Below are 17,274 nucleotides of genomic sequence, written 5' to 3'. Positions count from 1 at the left end.
TAATTGTTTTATAGATATTCCGACCACACAGTTTTGTGTGGTTTTTTTTTGCCAATTTTTCCACTTCCCCTCTCTTCCTACTAGAGCTTATATAGTTCGTTTATCTTAAACGCAGAAGAATCAATGGACTAGCGCAATAGATCTACTCGCTTCACGTTTATTTAAACGCACGTTTGATAAATTTAACAAACTGATTACAATGCATCAGGTCAGACCTCTTGTATTTAAGGAGAAACAATGGGCAAGCAGGAAGTGAAAACACGCCACGGTGAACGTGTTGCTATTGTCGCAGGGCTACGAACCCCCTTTGCTCGTCAAAGCACTGAGTTCAGCCAGGTGCCAGCGGTCGATTTAGGCAAAATGGTAGTGAGCGAAATGCTTGCTCGTACAGACATCGATCCGAAACTCATCGAACAAGTGGTATTTGGGCAAGTAGTTCAAATGCCAGAAGCGCCAAACATTGCACGTGAAATCGTGCTTGGTACCGGTATGCATATCCATACCGATGCGTACAGTGTGACTCGTGCGTGTGCAACCAGCTTCCAAGCTGCAGTCAACGTGGCTGAAAGCATTATGGCGGGCAGCATTGATGTTGGTATCGCGGGTGGTGCGGATTCTTCATCTGTTCTGCCAATTGGTGTTTCGAAGAAACTTGCCGCTAACTTGCTTGCGTTAAGCAAAACCAAAACGCTGGGTCAAAAGCTCAACATTCTTAAGAAACTCAGCTTCAAAGATTTAATGCCAGTGCCGCCGGCAGTGGCTGAATATTCGACGGGGCTTTCTATGGGCCAGACTGCCGAGCAAATGGCGAAATCGCACGGCATTACTCGTGCAGAGCAAGATGCTTTGGCGCACCGTTCTCATTCTTTAGCTTCGCAAGCTTGGAAAGACGGAAAGATCCAAGATGAAGTGATGACCGCTTTCCCTGAACCTTACAAAAAGTGGATCTCTGAAGATAACAACATTCGTCATGACTCAACATTAGAAGGCTACGCAAAACTGCGTCCGGCCTTTGATCGCCAATACGGCAGCGTAACAGCAGCGAACAGTACGCCATTAACCGATGGTGGTGCAGCTGTGATGCTAATGCGTGAAGGCAAAGCGAAAGAACTTGGCATGGAAATTCTTGGCTACATTCGCGGTTATGCGTTTTCGGCTATTGGCGTAGAAATGGACATGCTGATGGGGCCAACATACGCAACAGCAAAAGTGTTGGAGAATACGGGTCTAGAGTTGTCAGACCTGACGTTAATCGACATGCATGAAGCGTTTGCTGCTCAAGCGCTTGCGAACGTGAAGATGTTTGCTTCTGATAAATTTGCCCAAGAAAACCTAGGTCGTTCGAAAGCGATAGGTGAAATCGACATGGATAAGTTCAACGTTCTTGGGGGGTCAATTGCCTACGGTCACCCATTTGCAGCAACTGGCGCTCGTATGATGACCCAAACACTGCGTGAGCTTAAACGTCGTGGCGGTGGTCTTGCGTTGAATACAGCATGTGCCGCAGGCGGTCTTGGTGCAGCAATGATTTTGGAGGTTGAGTAATGAGCGAGCAAAAAGCATTTAGTCTAAAGATTGATGAGCAGAACATTGCTTGGCTAGCCATCGATGTGCCAAACGAAAAAATGAACACTCTGCAAGCTGCGTTTGCAGATGAGATGAAAGAGATCTTCGCTCTACTCAAAGACTCCAGTGGCGTAAAAGGGATGATCATTCATTCCCTAAAACCAGATAATTTTGTCGCGGGCGCCGATGTTCGTATGCTTGAAGCGTGCACCACGGCAAGTGAAGCCGAGGCATTGGCTAAGCAAGGTCAAGAGTTGTTCGAACAGCTTTCCGATCTGCCTTATCCGGTTGTTGCTGCGATTCATGGTCCGTGTCTTGGTGGTGGTTTAGAGCTTGCTCTCGCGTGTGACTACCGTGTATGTACCGATTCAGATAAAACGCGTCTAGGCCTGCCAGAAGTGCAGCTTGGCCTGCTGCCAGGTTCTGGCGGTACTCAACGTCTTCCGCGTTTGATTGGTTTGCTGCCTTCGTTAGATTTAATCCTTACAGGTAAACAACTGCGTGCTAAGAAAGCGAAAAAACTGGGCGTTGTTGATGCGTGTGTGCCACATACGATCCTTCTTGATGTAGCAAAACAGCTTATCGAAAAAGGAAAGAGCAAAGGTAAGAAGAAGCAATCGACCAAAGAGAAGTTGATGTCGGGCAGCGGTTTAGGTCGTAAGTTTGTGTTTGAGCAAGCCGCGAAGAAAACCAATGAAAAAACCCGTGGTAACTACCCAGCAACGGTTGCGATTCTAGAAGTGATCCAGCATGGCCTTGAAAAGGGCTTTGTGCAAGGTCAAGAGCTTGAAGCGAAGCGTTTTGGCGAACTGGTGATGAGCTCAGAATCTAAAGCATTGCGCTCTATCTTCTTTGCCACCACTGAAATGAAGAAAGAAAACGGCGCGGAAGCAGACCCAGCTACAGTCAATAAAGTTGGCGTGTTGGGTGGCGGTTTAATGGGGGCGGGCATCAGCCACGTTTCTGTTGCGAAGGCGAAAGTGCCAGTACGAATTAAAGACGTCAGCAATGATGGTGTGCTTAACGCATTGAACTACAACTACAAGTTGTTCGAAAAACAGCGTAAGCGCCGCATTATCTCGAAAGCAGGTCTGCAATCGAAGATGCTGCAATTGTCTGGTGGTATTGATTTTACAAGCTTCAACCATATTGATGTGGTTATCGAAGCGGTGTTTGAAGATCTCGATCTGAAGCAAAAGATGGTTGCGGATATCGAAGCGAACGCTAAACCGGAAACCATTTTTGCGACCAATACGTCTTCTCTGCCAATCCACAAAATTGCGGAAAAAGCAGAGCGCCCAGAAAACATCGTCGGTCTGCACTACTTCAGTCCTGTAGAGAAAATGCCGCTGGTGGAAGTGATTCCTCATGAAACTACTTCAGAAGAGACCATTTCTACGGTTGTTGCACTTGCGAAGAAGCAGGGCAAGACACCAATCGTTGTTAAAGACAAAGCTGGCTTCTATGTAAACCGTATTCTGGCACCTTACATGAACGAAGCTGCGCACATCTTGCTGGCAAATGAGCCGATTGAACAACTTGATGGTGCTCTGCTTGACTTCGGTTTCCCAGTTGGTCCGATTACTTTGTTGGATGAAGTCGGCGTTGATATCGGTGCGAAAATCATGCCGATCTTGGTTAATGAGTTGGGCGAGCGATTCAAAGGTCCAGACGTGTTCGATACACTACTGAACGACGGTCGTAAAGGCCGTAAGAGTGGTAAAGGCTTCTACACCTACAAAGGTAAGAAGAAAGAAGTCGATAAGTCTGTGTACAAGCTGCTGAACCTGACGCCAGAATCAAAACTGAGCGACAGTGACATTGCATTACGCTGTGTATTGCCAATGCTAAACGAAGCCGTTCGCTGTTTAGACGACGGTATTATTCGTTCTCCACGAGATGGCGATATCGGCGCGATCTTTGGTATTGGTTTCCCGCCATTCCTAGGTGGTCCATTCCGCTACATGGATCAATTCGGTTTGAAAGAGCTGGTTGAGAAAATGAACGAGTTTGCATCGAAATACGGCGATCGTTACGCGCCATGTGATGGTTTGTTGACTCGAGCTGGCGAAGGTCGTAATTTCTACGACTAATTGCCATAGCAAAAAATAGAAAGGCTTGCGTGATGCAAGCCTTTTTGATTTCTGAAAGAGGATCCGTTTACAGACAATTAGTCGTCATTCTTGCCTTTGTTTTTTCCCTTTCCTTTATCATTTCCATGACCTTTACCAGGGTTATCATCACCATGGATACTGGCGTTACCTTTCCCTTTTCCTTTGTTGTGTTTGCCAGAGCAGTCGTCTGACTTAATTGATACGTTATCACCATCAAGGCGCAAACAGTCCTCACTTAACTCGAAGCCGTCACCTTTAATTGAGATATCTGCGTAAGCAGCGGGTGCAAGTGGCATTAGTACAGCAGCAAGTAAAAGTAGCTTTTTCATGTAATCCTCGTGTCTGCGTATTTATTGAACAAGGTAATTACAGCATAAACGAAAGTCTCATTTTTACCATTTTACGCCAGTCCTGTGGTCGAGCTTTACCCTAAACCACAGTCTTTTGGACGCAGTTGAAATTCCTCTGTTGAACCTATTTCTAACCCTAAATCAATACGCGGAGCATCAATATGCGATGTTCCTTGAGAGTGCATTACTAAACGATTGGCAGTACGAGGTTTAAGTTCATTTACGACAAAACGAATCATATCTGTACGGGTAAGGCTTTTTAGTTCCTGTAGTACTTTTTCTCGTTGGTTGAACTCAGTATCTTTGTTTCCGATGGCAACCCAAAGGCGCTGCGCTCTGCCACGTAACGTCGTGTCTGGCGCTGCTATCTGGTTCCACAGCCCCCGTTTACTACTGTGCCACTGGTACTCATTGAGCTCTAATAGCACCATGTAAAAAGCATTTAAGAACTCATCAATCGAGGTAACCAGTTCGGCGGGAGCTGCGTTAGGTGATTGCACGTAAAGCACTATACCTGGATGACGATTGAGCGGCATATTGCCAGTGCCGACCATGTAACCAAGCTGCTGTTTAGTCCGGATTTCATGGAAGAAGGTTGCGGACATCAAATGATTCGCAAGTGAGTACAGGGCAATATTGCGAGGCTCTATATCTTCACACTGATGGTAGATAACAACCGCAGAATCTTGCTGGTTGCAATGCACTTCACGTTGGAAGCTGCCGTTTTCACCCAGCATGACCAATGGACGGAGCGCCTCCTCGTAGCGCTGCTCTTTTACGCGCAGAGCATCTTTCAAGGTAGTTGCCATATTGTGAGCTTGCTGGCGCTGCCAGTCACCATACACAAACATCTCAACGTGAAGCTCAGCAAGAATCGACTCCACAAACACAGACAGCTCATCCACCTCAATTTCTTCCAGTGCTTCAACCAATGTTGCGAATGGTGGATTGTTTGGTTGAAGTAATCCTGTCAACGCATTGAAAAGCTGCGAAATAGGACGATCTTGGGAAGAATTTCGCCAATTACGTAGCAGTTGCTGTTTGATGGTTTCAAATCGAGCAGGACTAAATTCACGCGCCGCAAAACGATGCAGAATCATCTCTAGCAGTTGAGGCAGTTTTTGGCTAAAGCCCGACAGCGTGAGAGTAACTCCGCCTTGGTGAGCGTACATGTTGTAGCCCATGCCTGCAATTTCCGCTTGGTAGGTTTCTTGCGCCAGAGAATCGAGGAACATCTCAACACATAGCCGGGTTTTCACGATGTTTTTCGGAGATGCTACCGCGTGAGAACTATCAATAGCGACATACACGACGCCTTTTGGCACGCGGAATTCGTCATCTTGCAGATGCCAGAGTCGGAAGCCTTCGAGATCTTCAACCAATTCTGGTAGCGACCCTCCATTTTCGAATGGCCTCGGGTCTAGGTCATAACAAATGTATGGGTTCTTTTCTGGTAGCACGAAGTGCCAGCTAGGATCGATTTGTTTATAGAAACGACGTTGGTCTTCGCTGAATGGGGTGACCGAGTAAGGCGTGAAGTACCACTCTGCGGTTTGGTTGTATTCCAAACCTTTTGCAATCAACGTGACGCGAACATTTTCAACCGAAAGATATTGCAACAATGAACGTTGAAGCTTTTCATCGTAGCCTGCCATTTTGTAGTCACCATAAACCGTGTCTTCCGGTTGATAGTGCTGCATGTTGATCACTAGATGGCTGACCAAATCCATTGGACGAGATGGCTCTTGGAAGCGGAAAGCCGATTCCAACACCGCTTGTTTTTCCAAGTAGCGCCACTCATCCATGCCATTTTGTTTGATCATGGAAAGGTACTGGAATACAGCTTGAACGATGTCATCGACATGATCTAAGCCACTTGGCGTCAGTGTGCAGCTCACCGTAAAGTCTCGATAGTTGCTGCCACTCGCGCCACCCCCTGCAGAGAGGGAAGTGATCCAGCCTTTCTCTTTCAATTGGATCATCAGACTGCCTTCGCCTTCATAGCCTAACAGGTGGGCAAAGTAGGAGAGGGGCTTCACGCTATAGTGCTCATCCATTCCTGGCATTGGGAAAGTCAGGATCAGTTTGCGGAATTCTTTGATAGGTTCGACTTGGACCAAAATGCTTGTGCTGTCTTCAGTGCCGATAGGCACATCGATCGACTTACCGCGCAGCTGGTGGTTTGGAATATCAGCAAACATGGTTTCCACCCACGCTTGCTGTTCATCCAGAGATTGCGGACCAAACAAAGTCAGCGTCATCAAATCTGCGGAATACTGTGAATGGTGAAACTCAACAATCTCATCGCGAATGGATTTGCCATCGCGATCGCCTAGTGTACCTGCGTTGCCGACGGAGAATTTAGCGAATGGATGTTCAGGGTTAATGACTTCTTTGTTTACTTGATACAGACGGCGAGAGTCATCATTGAGTTTGAGCTTGTATTCGGAGTCGACTGCTTGGCGCTCTTTGTCTAGCGCTTCTTCGTTAAACAGTGGCGCGGTAAAAAATTGACTAAAGCGGTCGAGTGCCGTTTCAAATGCAGTTGGTGTCACATCGAAGAAGAAACAAGTGTGCTCAGTACCCGTCCAAGCATTGTTGGTGCCACCATGTTGACTAATATAACTTTGAAACTCGCCAACTTTAGGGTATTTTTCCGTACCCAAAAAAAGCATGTGTTCTAGGTAGTGTGCCAGACCTTGACGATCCATTGGGTCATCAAAGTGTCCAACGTTAACTGCTAGGGCTGCTGCCGACTGTTGAGCCGTGTCAGAATGAATCAGCAACACGCGCAGGGCATTACTCAATGTAATGTAGCGGTATTGATTTGAATCGTTTGGACTTAGGTGCACGATGCGTCTCCAGATTTCGCATTACAGTAATTATGATCCCCGAGCGGGGAGGCGCAAAGTTTGCGCTTCGACAAATACTGCTTGCCGCATTTTTGTTATTCGTAAGAGTACTGCATAAGCCCATCAGCAAATTGCTATGGGGTTCGAGCTATTTGAAGGAATGCACTGAGTTCATAACTTCATCGTAGAATGTGATGAACTGAGTATATTCTTTTTAATAGATTGTTAAGAAAGTCGCTATCTTTAGCAAGCGAATTGGTATAATGAACGGATAATTATATCAGTATTTTTGTTTCGACATTATTAAAGTTAGCCCGCTATCCGTATAAAGATAGCAGTCAACCTTTTGGTAGCGTTAGCTATCCCTAGGAAATAACATGAAAATATTTATCTTGCGTCACGGTGAGGCGGAACATTTTGCGAACTCCGACGCAGAAAGACAACTGACCCCAAGAGGCAGAACTGAATCGGAAGCAGTTGCTCGTGCATGTAAAGAACAAGGTTTTGCCCAATTCGATAAAGTATTGGTGAGTCCGTACATTCGTGCTGAGCAGACTTGGCAAGAAATCAGCGCACACTTTTCGGCAAAGAGCATTGAAACGTGTGAAGAGATTACGCCTTATGGGCAATCAGACCAAGTATTTGATTTTGCAAATGCATTGATCGAAGTAGAAAAGCTTGAATCACTGCTGTTTGTGTCACACTTACCACTGGTGGGGTACTTAACGTCAGAGTTTGTAAAAGACATGACGCCGCCAATGTTCCCAACATCAGGTTTAGCGTGTATTGAATATGATCCGCAAACACAACGCGGTGAAGTACTGTGGCATATCACGCCATAGAACGTTAGAACTCGGGATTCCAGCTCGAGACAAACAAAAAGGCAGGGTCAACCTGCCTTTGTCGTTCTTGCTAGCTAGTGGCTTATTTTTCTGGAATAGAAAGTAGCACCAGTAGGGCACCATCGCCGCCAAATTCTAGAGGCGCTTGGTGGAATGCCATTACGTCTGGATGTTGAGCCAGCCAAAGCGGCGCTTTCTGCTTCAAGATATGCTTACCAATGCCGTGTTGCACACACGCACAGTGGATTTCGTTTTTCACGCAGTAAGCGATCATCGCGCCGAGCTCACGCTTGGCTTCTTGCTGTGTCATGCCGTGCATGTCTAAGAAGACATCCGGCACATACACACCACGACGAAGTCGTTTCACTTCATAAGTGGACACATCGTCGCGCGCATAACGAGTTGGTCCCTCTTCGTTAAGAAGTGGAACGAACTCATCAGAAAAGTAAAACTCAGAATCACTCGCTTCACGGTTTGAGCGTTTGATTTCTTTTTGCTTAGTATTTTTTTTTGGTTGCTGGATTATGGTATCCTGTCGCAACTTTTTTACGCCCTGTACTGCATCCTGAAATAAGGCGAAATCGTCATCGTGTTCGGTGTCTTTTTTGCTCATTAGGTTAACAATTTCATTTTTACAATTTATGGCAGTATTGTAGCGCTTTTCGGAGGCAATTTTGGATAAGATTTTTGTAGAAGAGGCGGTATCGGAGCTGCATACCCTTCAAGATATGATTCGTTGGACAGTAAGCCGCTTTAACGCCGCTGACCTGTTTTACGGTCATGGCACTGATAATGCGTGGGATGAAGCGGTTCAGCTTATCCTGCCAACATTATACTTGCCGATTGACGTGCCTCCGCATGTATTGAACTCTCGCCTAACGACAAGCGAGCGTTTGCGTATTGTTGAGCGCGTAGTAAAACGCATCAACGAACGTACACCAACTGCATACCTAACCAACAAAGCATGGTTCTGCGGTCTTGAGTTCTTCGTTGACGAGCGTGTACTTGTGCCACGTTCTCCAATCGGTGAATTGATTCAAGCGGAATTCCAGCCTTGGTTGGTGGAAGAGCCTACGCGCATCATGGACCTATGTACGGGTTCTGGCTGTATCGCGATTGCTTGTGCGCACGCTTTCCCTGAAGCAGAAGTTGACGCGATTGACATCTCTACAGACGCTCTACAAGTGGCTGAGCAAAACGTACAAGATCACGGCATGGAGCAGCAAGTGTTCCCAATCCGTTCTGACTTGTTCCGCGACCTTCCAAAAGAGAAGTACAACCTGATCGTGTCTAACCCACCTTACGTGGACGAAGAAGACATGAACAGCCTACCAGACGAGTTCACGCACGAGCCTGAACTGGGTCTTGCTGCAGGTACTGACGGTCTAAAACTGGTTCGTCGTATTCTTGCTAACGCACCAGACTACCTAACAGACGATGGTATTCTTGTGTGTGAAGTCGGTAACTCAATGGTTCACATGATGGAACAGTACCCACAAATTCCATTCACTTGGATTGAGTTTGAGAACGGCGGTCACGGCGTATTCATGCTAACGCGTGACCAGCTGGTTGAATGTGCAGAAGAGTTCAAACTGTACAAAGACTAAGTCAGTCGAAACAAACGAGTTGATCAAATAATGAAAACACCGAGCCCAGTGCTCGGTGTTTTTTTATCCGCTTCGCACTGAGTTAGGAAAATACAACCAGTTTTGTTTTTTCCACTAAATCGGGCTTTACATCAAAACGTAATAACGCCACTATGAATTCACGAAGAATTGGAAAGCAGTTGCGCTCATGGAGAGCGTGGCGACATGAACTTGAGGAAGTAATGGCAGGAAACAGTATCGGACAACATTTCCGAGTAACGACATTCGGAGAAAGTCACGGTATCGCACTAGGATGTATCGTAGACGGATGCCCTCCAGGTTTGGAAATCACTGAGGCAGATCTGCAAACGGATCTTGATCGTCGCCGTCCTGGCACATCACGTTACACTACCCAACGTCGTGAACCGGACGAAGTAAAAATTCTTTCTGGCGTATTTGAAGGTCAAACAACAGGTACTTCAATTGGTTTGATGATCGAGAACACAGATCAACGCTCTAAAGACTACTCAGACATCAAAGACAAGTTCCGTCCAGGACACGCTGATTACACTTACCACCAAAAATACGGTGTGCGCGATTATCGAGGTGGCGGCCGTTCGTCTGCTCGTGAAACGGCAATGCGTGTGGCGGCTGGTGCAATCGCTAAGAAATATCTGAAAGACGAGTTCGGTGTTGAAATCCGCGCTTACTTGTCGCAAATGGGTGACGTTTCAATCGATAAAGTGGATTGGAATGAAATCGAAAATAATGCGTTCTTCTGCCCAGATGCAGACAAAGTAGAAGCGTTTGACCAACTTATCCGTGACCTGAAAAAAGAAGGCGACTCCATTGGCGCAAAAATTCAGGTTGTGGCAACGAACGTACCTGTTGGCCTTGGTGAACCTGTATTTGATCGTCTAGATGCAGACATTGCGCATGCGCTAATGAGCATCAATGCGGTGAAAGGCGTGGAAATCGGCGACGGTTTTGATGTGGTAAACCAAAAAGGCAGCGAGCATCGTGATACGCTTTCTCCAGAAGGCTTCGGCAGCAACCACGCGGGTGGCATTCTTGGCGGTATCTCTACCGGCCAAGAGATTGTGGCAAACATCGCGCTTAAGCCAACCTCAAGCATTACGGTTCCAGGCGAGACTATCACTAAAGAAGGTGAACCAACTCAGTTGATCACTAAAGGTCGTCATGACCCATGTGTGGGTATCCGCGCTGTGCCTATTGCAGAAGCGATGCTGGCTATTGTCGTGATGGATCACTTGCTACGTCATCGTGGTCAAAACCATGGTGTACAAACCGAGACTCCAAAGATTTAAAAAAATAGCGCCGATGGGCGCTATTTTTTTATTTTGAGTCGCGGAGGAAGAACTCTTGCGAGCTCATCCCAAACCGCTCTACTCGCTTTGGAATGAGTGGCTTTCCCGAGACAAAGTAGTTGAATGGGAGCGGTAAAGTCCACAGTATAGCTGTCGAGTATGGTTGTCAGTTCGCCGCTCTCTAATTCTGATGCGATGACATTAGGATCAAGTCTCGCAATACCTACTCCTTGTTTGAGCAACTCTACCAAGGCCCTTGCATCATCACTTTGTATTGCGCCCTCTACTGATACGGATTCAATGTTTTTATTTTCATCGACAAATTGCCAATGGTTCTGTGTAGAAGTCTGATTGGCAAAAACTAAACACTGATGGAAAACCAATTGGTTCGGGTGGGTGGGATAGCCATACACTTTTAAATAGTCATCACTTGCGACGAAGCACCAACGCTTTTCTCCAATCTTTCTCGCCAGCATTGGTGAGTCTGGTAACTCACCTATCCGGATTGCAATATCAATTTTGCTCTCAATTAAGTCGACACAGTTGTCATCAAAACTCAGTTGAAATTGGATCTGTGGAAAGCAAGCTACCAGATATTTCATTTGTGGTAGCAAATAGTGTTGCCCAAGAAGTGTCGAGCAACTGATTTTCACCTTGCCACTCGGTATCGTTTGTTGGTCGAGTAGAAAGGTTTCCATCTTGTCTAATAGAGAAGGAAGTTCTTGAGTAGTATTGAGTAACGCTTCTCCCGCCTCAGTTAAAGTTAGCTTTCGAGTGGTTCTTTGGAGCAGGCGTTGCTCTACAATCTCTTCTAACTGGCGAATTTTCTTGCTTACAGAAGAGCGCGGTAAATTGAGTTCATTTGCTGCAGACTGAAAACTTCCTCGCTCTACGACAACGCGAAAGGTTGCCAAGTGTGGGAGTAATTTATGGATATCAAAGAGGCTATTGGTGCTCATATAGAAACAAAATGATGATGGTTTGGTAGCTAATAATTATTGATACTTTCAATTAACCTGACTTTGGATTCAATTCAAAGGAAGGAAAACATGAAGTCAAACGCAATATTGGTCACGGGAGCAACGTCTGGGATAGGGTTGGAATTAGCTCGAAAGTTAGCAAGTGAAGGCTATCACGTTGTTATAACAGGTCGAAATAAAGTGAAATTAGATGATGTTGCAACAAGATTAGGCGCTAATATCACTACGTTACTGTGTGACAATGAAAACCACCATGATGTACAAGCTATTGGTAAAGAGATTCAAGCGCTGAATATTAAGTTGGATGGCGTGGTTTTTAATGCCGGTGTTTACTTCCCTAACGAATTAGGAACTACATCGCTTGAAGAATTTGAGCTTACTTTAAATACCAATTTTAAAGCGCCGTTTTTTATGTTGCAGTCGTTACTTCCGGTGATGAATAACCCGGCCAGTGTCGTGATGGTCTCCAGTTTGGTTGTTGAAAAGGCCTTTGTGAATTCTTCACTTTATACGTCGAGTAAAATGGCGCTAGAAGGTCTAGTGGGAGTATTGAATCTAGAACTTGCTGAACGAGGGATTCGTATTAACAGCGTACGGCCAGGAGTAACAGCTACCGATATTCAAGAGAAAGCAGGAATGTCTCAAGAAGCATTTAATGGGTTGAAATTGGCGATGAAAGAGACACCAGCAGGTAGAATTTTAACGCCAAAGGACATCGTTCCTGCGATAGAGTTTCTACTATCTGAATCATCCATTGGGCTGCGAGGTGCTGCTTTCGATATTGATGGAGGTTTGAGCTTATAAACACAAAAGGCAGCTCAATGAGCTGCCTTTTTAATGGGGTTTCAATTGGTTTCGAATTCAATTAGTGAATTGAACCTTCTGTTTCCAAGTGGAATGAAGGTAAGCGCCATTTGAAGCGTACTGCAGCCATACGCAGCATGTAACCAGTAATCAGAGTGACAATCGTCGCGGTTACATCTGGTACGTTGAACTCAAGCAGAGCTAGGTATAAACCAGATGCAATAAGTGCCACTGAGGCGTAAAGCTCTTCATGCAGCACAAGCGGCGTTTGGCGACAAATCAAATCACGTAGCAGGCCACCAAATACGCCAGTTACCAATGCAGATACCATACAGATTCCAGGGTGCAAGCCCATGCCAATCGCCACTTTGGTACCGATGATGCTAAATACGATCAAGCCCAGCGCATCCAAACGGATGAACAGACCTTTGAGCTTAATTACCCATTTTGCTAAGCCAGTCGTTAGTACACCCGCAACGCACGTGATTGCTAGAAATTCTGGGTTCTTTACCCAACCCAGTGGGTAGTGACCTAGTAGAATGTCGCGTACTGTACCGCCACCAATTGCCGTTGCACTGGCTACCAACATAACGCCAAACCAATCCATTTTTCTTCGACCAGCGCTCAATGCACCAGTCATGGCTTCAGCCGTGATACCAATGATGTACAACACACTTAGCAGCATAAGGGGACACTCAAATAAAAGGGCTCTGTCATGATCCTTGAGATTAAGGAAAACAGCAGCAAAACTTACCAACAAGATTTAAGCCTTGGGAGGGGCTCAAACCCAAAAAGAATCTCGCTTTAAGTGGCGTTGAAGTCGCCAGCATTAAGCTTAAAAATAAGGCGTGAGTGTAGTGGGAAATGTGATCTGTGACGAATGAGAAATTGTATGGAGAAAGCCGCTTTCAGATAAACTCAGCTAATAACCAAACTTGTTGTGTGGCTTTACCTGCGTAACAAAAACAGCGACAATGCGCACCGCATATCAATTTGAAGTACAGAATCGATCATGAACCACGAATATCAAGACCTTATCACCATTTTCAATAATACATTTCTCGAGTCTTTTAATACTAAGCTAGAACTCGGTGGTGATGAGCCGATTTACTTACCAGCAGATCAAGAGCATCCCCATCATCGGATTATTTTTGCTCGTGGTTTCTATGCGTCAGCGCTACACGAAATTGCCCATTGGTGCGTAGCAGGACCCGAGCGTCGTTTGTTGGAAGATTTTGGTTACTGGTATGAACCTGACGGCCGCACAGCCGAGGTTCAAGCTGAGTTTGAAAAAGTGGAAATTCGCCCTCAAGCGTATGAGTGGATTCTAGCGAAAAGTGCTGACTTCCCTTTTAACGTCAGTTGTGACAATCTACACGGCGATTTTGAACCAGATCGTCTTGGTTTCATGCACAAAGTGCACAATGAAGTAATGGGTATTCTAGAAAACGGTCTTCCGCCTCGCGTGAAAATGCTATCGGATGCGTTGTGTGCTTTTTACCAAACCAAGCCGCTGGAAACGTCTGACTTTATCGTTAAATAACCTCAGAGAAGCTCCATGATTATTGAATTTGAAGAAAAACTACTAGAACTGATTGATGCTCGCATTGAAACGGCATCGGATGATGAATTGTTTGCTGGTGGTTATTTGCGTGGTCACATTTCTCTGTCTGCTGCAGCGTGTGAAGAAGAAGGCATTAACGATGTGACTGAGCTGAAATCTCGCATCGAAAATAGCCTCGAAGCAGCGCGCTCAGAACTGACGCCTGCGGATCGCGTGATAGTGAGCGATCTGTGGCAAGAGCTTCAAGCGCAAGCTTAAGGCTCGGTTAGTTGCTCTAAGCTTCTAGTCAAAACAAAAAAGAGTTGAAATAAACTCCTTCGAAATTTTCGAATCTCTCCTTAAAATTTTTGTGGTTGTAGCACCTAGGTTCACCTTTTACTCTAGTGAGTACAAAACGTGAACAAAGGATTACAACCATGAAAATTATCGCATTCGGTGCTTCTACTAGCTCCACCTCTATCAATAAAACCCTTGCGACTTACGCTGCCAACCTTGTTGAAGGTGCAGATGTGCAAGTGTTAGACCTCAATAGCTACGATGTTCCTCTGTTCAGTGAAGACAAAGAGAAAGAAATTGGTCAAGCGGAAGGTGCAAAGGCTTTCCTTGCAGACATCGCTACGGCTGACGCGTTGGTGGTTTCTTTTGCTGAGCACAATGGTTCTTATCCTGCGGCGTACAAAAATCTATTCGATTGGGCGACACGTATCGAGCGCAACGTGTTCCAAAATAAACCAGCGGTGTACTTAGCGACTTCACCAGGTCCTGGTGGTGCACAAACGGTACTTGCTGCGGCAACAGGCTCTGCACCTTACTTCGGTGCGGAAGTGAAAGCATCGAAATCTGTTCCAAGCTTCTACGATAACTTTGATTTGGAAACGGGTCAGTTCCGTAATGGGGAAGTTGCCGAGCAAGTGAAAGCGGCCGTGGCAGCATTGAACTAAAAACTGGTAACCCCCTCTAACTCCCCCTTAGAAAGGGGGAGGACGAATGCGGAGCTAAGAACTTGTTCTTCACTTGTTCAAAATGAGGCGAGAAGTGGTTGTTTGTTCTCAGAGCTACCCCTCTAACTCCCCCTTGGAAAGAGGGAGGACGAATGTGGGGCTAAGAACTTGTTCCTCCCCTTTTTAAGGGGAGGCTAGGAGGGGGTCTTTATGCACTCGAAACGCGTTACAACTCAGTAATCGCCTTACCTTTACGCAGTCTTCTAACCCACATACGGCTTGGGTGCAGCTCAGTCAGTACATCAACAGGCAGTGGTAACGGGTCACCACAGATTTGTGATGCCAACACTTCTGCCATTAGGGGCGCTGAGCTCAAACCGCGAGAACCTAACCCTAGGAAACAGAATAGGTTAGGGAACTGGTGAATCGCTTCAACGTCTTGTTCTTGTTGATTTTGTAGATCCGCATATTGCGTTTTGATGGTTTCAAAGTCGCCTACGTTACCTACAAACGGCAGGTGATCACGGCTAACGCAGCGAATGCCTTGGCGTGATAAATTACCAGAGGTGTCCACTTCTTTCGTCCAAGCTTGGTTTGGCAAACACTTCACCAACTTCTCGGCGTTGTCTTTTTGTGCTTCCTCGTCAAACTCGTAATCGAGGTGGCTACGGTCGTAGCTTGCACCGATACATAGGTGCTGATTATTTGGGTTAACAGGTGTCATGTAACCGTCGTAACACAGTACCGTTTTTAGCTTGGACAAGGTTTCTGTCGCTGGTGCGTGGCTAACTTGACCTTTTACCTGACCCATTGGTAGATCAGCGGTTTGGCTTAGTGTTTGGAACTCACTGCCATTAGCAACCACTACAGTGGAGTGCTCAAAGCTTTGACCGTTCGCTTTCAATGTCCAAAGCTGACGCGCGTCATCCCAATCTAGTGATTTTACTTGATGCTCGAACTTCGCTTCAAAAAGTTCTGTTTTATCCAGTTGATCTATCAAGCGTCGGGTTAGTTCAGCAGGACATAACCAACCGCCAAGAGGGTAGTGGACCGATGCCATATCGATCGGCAAGCCAATTTTTTCAGCCGTCTCTTCAGCAGATAGTTTGTGAATCAACTCTGGCGTGAAATTACCAGCAAGCATTTTCTCTAATTTATCTGCGGATTTGTCATCCCACATTAACTGAGTGATGCCACACCAATCGTGATCAAATTGGATATCTTGCGCTGCTTGGTCAACAAACTGACGGGCAAACAAAAAGCCCGGAGCGAATACACGAGAAACGCCTTTGTGTGGCCCATTTAATAATGGGTACACTGCGCCTTGGCGGTTGCCTGATGCACCTTCAGCAGGTTGAGCATCTTTGCAGTAGAGTGTGACATTTTGACCGCGGCGAACCAGCGTTTTTGCCAGAGCCGCACTTGCAATACCGCCACCTATTATCGCAATGGAATCGTGATTACTTGACGCAGTGCGGTTGAACCAAGGTAAGTGGTTTGAATGCCTTTCACGTTGTTCCATCGAACCGGCGATCATTTCACGTTTGGTGCCAAAGCCTTTGACTTTCTTCATTGCAAAGCCCGCTTCGTTTAAGCCGCGACGCACAAAGCCCGCTGCCGTAAAGGTTGCGACCGTGCAATCCTGTTTCGCCAATTTTGCCATGCCGTTGAATAGGTTTTGGTTCCACATTTCTGGGTTTTTGCTTGGTGCAAAACCATCTAAGAACCAAGCATCAATCAAGCCTTGCTCAGCATAAGGAACAAGCGGCATGCAGTCTTTGATATCGCCAAACCAAAGATCGAGTGTGATAGCGCCGTCTTCTAAAACAATGCGATGACACTCAGGCACTGCGGCAGGATAGTGCTGTTGCAGTTTTTCGGCAAACTCTGCCAATTCTGGCCATGATTGATGCGCTTTTTCTAAGTCCGACTTGCTCAGTGGGTACTTCTCAAAGCTGACAAAATGCAATTCTTTTAGCGCTGCCTCTGGATATTCGCGACGAAATTCGGTAAACCATTGCCACACAGCTAAGAAGTTCAACCCTGTGCCAAATCCGGTTTCACCAATAACAAAACGTCTTTGGTCAAATTCCTGCCATCTTTCTGGTAGATGATTTTGTTTGAGGAACACGTAGCGCGTCTCTTCAAGACCGTTTACGTTGGAGAAATAGACATCATCAAATTGGTCAGAAACTGGTGTCCCAGCTTCGTTCCAACCAAGTTCTGCATTTTTAATCGAAGTCATAATGGTGCAAATATGTGATTTGGCGCGGTTAGAATTCGTCGATTGTACGAATTTATGGGAAAGCTGACCACTTTTGTTGACTATCTTAGTTATTATCTAGCT

The 17,274-nt window shown here is 46.0% G+C and carries 15 protein-coding genes; 9 read left to right on the top strand and 6 right to left on the bottom strand.

Features of this window, described 5'->3' with window-relative positions; genetic code table 11:
* Positions 1-237: 237 nt before the first annotated feature.
* Both fadI and fadJ read left to right on the top strand, forming a co-directional pair.
* A complete protein-coding gene (gene fadI, locus J4N37_RS11570; RefSeq protein ID WP_005433092.1) occupies positions 238-1,545 on the top strand; it encodes an acetyl-CoA C-acyltransferase FadI in 1,308 nt (435 codons plus the stop codon).
* The gene (gene fadJ, locus J4N37_RS11565; protein ID WP_252040970.1) at positions 1,545-3,659 is read left to right on the top strand and encodes a fatty acid oxidation complex subunit alpha FadJ; all 2,115 of its coding nucleotides are present in this window, start codon (positions 1,545-1,547) and stop codon (positions 3,657-3,659) included. Before fadI ends, fadJ begins: the two co-directional genes overlap by 1 nt.
* Before the next feature lie 77 nt (positions 3,660-3,736).
* On the opposite strand, the gene J4N37_RS11560 is transcribed toward fadJ, so the two are convergent.
* Complete coding sequence (locus tag J4N37_RS11560) at positions 3,737-4,009, bottom strand: CG2 omega domain protein (RefSeq protein ID WP_252040968.1); 273 nt, start codon at positions 4,007-4,009, stop codon at positions 3,737-3,739.
* Between the two features lie 95 nt (positions 4,010-4,104).
* Positions 4,105-6,882 (bottom strand): insulinase family protein, encoded by a 2,778-nt coding sequence (locus J4N37_RS11555; RefSeq protein WP_252040966.1) that lies wholly within the window; start codon positions 6,880-6,882, stop codon positions 4,105-4,107.
* Between the two features lie 377 nt (positions 6,883-7,259).
* Here J4N37_RS11555 and sixA point away from each other — a divergent pair, with 377 nt between their 5' ends.
* Complete coding sequence (gene sixA / locus J4N37_RS11550) at positions 7,260-7,724, top strand: phosphohistidine phosphatase SixA (protein ID WP_010449557.1); 465 nt, start codon at positions 7,260-7,262, stop codon at positions 7,722-7,724.
* 82 nt (positions 7,725-7,806) lie between these two features.
* On the opposite strand, the gene smrB is transcribed toward sixA, so the two are convergent.
* Positions 7,807-8,337, bottom strand: coding sequence for an endonuclease SmrB (gene smrB, locus J4N37_RS11545; protein ID WP_010449555.1), 531 nt, complete (start codon positions 8,335-8,337; stop codon positions 7,807-7,809).
* A 61-nt stretch (positions 8,338-8,398) separates the two neighbouring features.
* Between smrB and prmB the strand changes: the two genes are divergently transcribed.
* Both prmB and aroC read left to right on the top strand, forming a co-directional pair.
* Positions 8,399-9,331: a 50S ribosomal protein L3 N(5)-glutamine methyltransferase gene (prmB, locus tag J4N37_RS11540; protein WP_252040964.1), complete on the top strand. Its 933-nt coding sequence runs from the start codon at positions 8,399-8,401 to the stop codon at positions 9,329-9,331.
* A 221-nt stretch (positions 9,332-9,552) separates the two neighbouring features.
* Complete coding sequence (gene aroC, locus J4N37_RS11535; protein ID WP_005433120.1) at positions 9,553-10,638, top strand: chorismate synthase; 1,086 nt, start codon at positions 9,553-9,555, stop codon at positions 10,636-10,638.
* 20 nt (positions 10,639-10,658) lie between these two features.
* Here aroC and J4N37_RS11530 read toward each other — a convergent pair whose 3' ends face one another.
* Positions 10,659-11,597, bottom strand: a complete 939-nt coding sequence (locus J4N37_RS11530; RefSeq protein WP_252040962.1) for a LysR family transcriptional regulator — start codon at positions 11,595-11,597, stop codon at positions 10,659-10,661.
* A 90-nt stretch (positions 11,598-11,687) separates the two neighbouring features.
* Between J4N37_RS11530 and J4N37_RS11525 the strand changes: the two genes are divergently transcribed.
* Positions 11,688-12,422 (top strand): SDR family NAD(P)-dependent oxidoreductase, encoded by a 735-nt coding sequence (locus J4N37_RS11525; protein WP_252040960.1) that lies wholly within the window; start codon positions 11,688-11,690, stop codon positions 12,420-12,422.
* A gap of 61 nt (positions 12,423-12,483) precedes the next feature.
* On the opposite strand, the gene J4N37_RS11520 is transcribed toward J4N37_RS11525, so the two are convergent.
* Positions 12,484-13,107 (bottom strand): trimeric intracellular cation channel family protein, encoded by a 624-nt coding sequence (locus J4N37_RS11520; protein WP_005433103.1) that lies wholly within the window; start codon positions 13,105-13,107, stop codon positions 12,484-12,486.
* A 327-nt stretch (positions 13,108-13,434) separates the two neighbouring features.
* On the opposite strand from J4N37_RS11520, the gene J4N37_RS11515 reads away from it, so the two are divergent.
* From J4N37_RS11515 to J4N37_RS11505, 3 genes are all read left to right on the top strand, one after another.
* Positions 13,435-13,965 (top strand): elongation factor P hydroxylase, encoded by a 531-nt coding sequence (locus tag J4N37_RS11515; protein WP_038884343.1) that lies wholly within the window; start codon positions 13,435-13,437, stop codon positions 13,963-13,965.
* 15 nt (positions 13,966-13,980) lie between these two features.
* On the top strand, positions 13,981-14,244 hold the full coding sequence (locus J4N37_RS11510) for a YfcL family protein (RefSeq protein ID WP_010449546.1): 264 nt from the start codon (positions 13,981-13,983) through the stop codon (positions 14,242-14,244).
* 158 nt (positions 14,245-14,402) lie between these two features.
* A complete protein-coding gene (locus J4N37_RS11505; RefSeq protein WP_252040958.1) occupies positions 14,403-14,927 on the top strand; it encodes an NADPH-dependent FMN reductase in 525 nt (174 codons plus the stop codon).
* 226 nt (positions 14,928-15,153) lie between these two features.
* On the opposite strand, the gene mnmC is transcribed toward J4N37_RS11505, so the two are convergent.
* Entirely contained in the window at positions 15,154-17,172 is a 2,019-nt protein-coding gene (gene mnmC / locus J4N37_RS11500) for a bifunctional tRNA (5-methylaminomethyl-2-thiouridine)(34)-methyltransferase MnmC2/FAD-dependent 5-carboxymethylaminomethyl-2-thiouridine(34) oxidoreductase MnmC1 (RefSeq protein WP_252040956.1), read from the bottom strand.
* Positions 17,173-17,274 lie beyond the last annotated feature (102 nt).

Source organism: Vibrio sp. SCSIO 43153 (assembly GCF_023716625.1).
Taxonomy (GTDB): domain Bacteria; phylum Pseudomonadota; class Gammaproteobacteria; order Enterobacterales; family Vibrionaceae; genus Vibrio; species Vibrio rotiferianus.
The sequence above is the reverse complement of the archived record's forward strand: the minus strand, read 5'-3'. Positions and strand labels throughout refer to the sequence as shown.

Bases quoted from the DNA above. Each gene is read 5' to 3' on its own strand.
- fadI (WP_005433092.1), top strand. From the start codon at position 238: ATGGGCAAGCAGGAAGTGAAAACACGCCACGGTGAACGTGTTGCTATT.
- fadJ (WP_252040970.1), top strand. From the start codon at position 1,545: ATGAGCGAGCAAAAAGCATTTAGTCTAAAGATTGATGAGCAGAACATT.
- J4N37_RS11560 (WP_252040968.1), bottom strand. From the start codon at position 4,009: ATGAAAAAGCTACTTTTACTTGCTGCTGTACTAATGCCACTTGCACCC.
- sixA (WP_010449557.1), top strand. From the start codon at position 7,260: ATGAAAATATTTATCTTGCGTCACGGTGAGGCGGAACATTTTGCGAAC.
- smrB (WP_010449555.1), bottom strand. From the start codon at position 8,337: ATGAGCAAAAAAGACACCGAACACGATGACGATTTCGCCTTATTTCAG.
- aroC (WP_005433120.1), top strand. From the start codon at position 9,553: ATGGCAGGAAACAGTATCGGACAACATTTCCGAGTAACGACATTCGGA.
- J4N37_RS11530 (WP_252040962.1), bottom strand. From the start codon at position 11,597: ATGAGCACCAATAGCCTCTTTGATATCCATAAATTACTCCCACACTTG.
- J4N37_RS11525 (WP_252040960.1), top strand. From the start codon at position 11,688: ATGAAGTCAAACGCAATATTGGTCACGGGAGCAACGTCTGGGATAGGG.
- J4N37_RS11520 (WP_005433103.1), bottom strand. From the start codon at position 13,107: ATGCTGCTAAGTGTGTTGTACATCATTGGTATCACGGCTGAAGCCATG.
- J4N37_RS11515 (WP_038884343.1), top strand. From the start codon at position 13,435: ATGAACCACGAATATCAAGACCTTATCACCATTTTCAATAATACATTT.
- J4N37_RS11510 (WP_010449546.1), top strand. From the start codon at position 13,981: ATGATTATTGAATTTGAAGAAAAACTACTAGAACTGATTGATGCTCGC.
- J4N37_RS11505 (WP_252040958.1), top strand. From the start codon at position 14,403: ATGAAAATTATCGCATTCGGTGCTTCTACTAGCTCCACCTCTATCAAT.
- mnmC (WP_252040956.1), bottom strand. From the start codon at position 17,172: ATGACTTCGATTAAAAATGCAGAACTTGGTTGGAACGAAGCTGGGACA.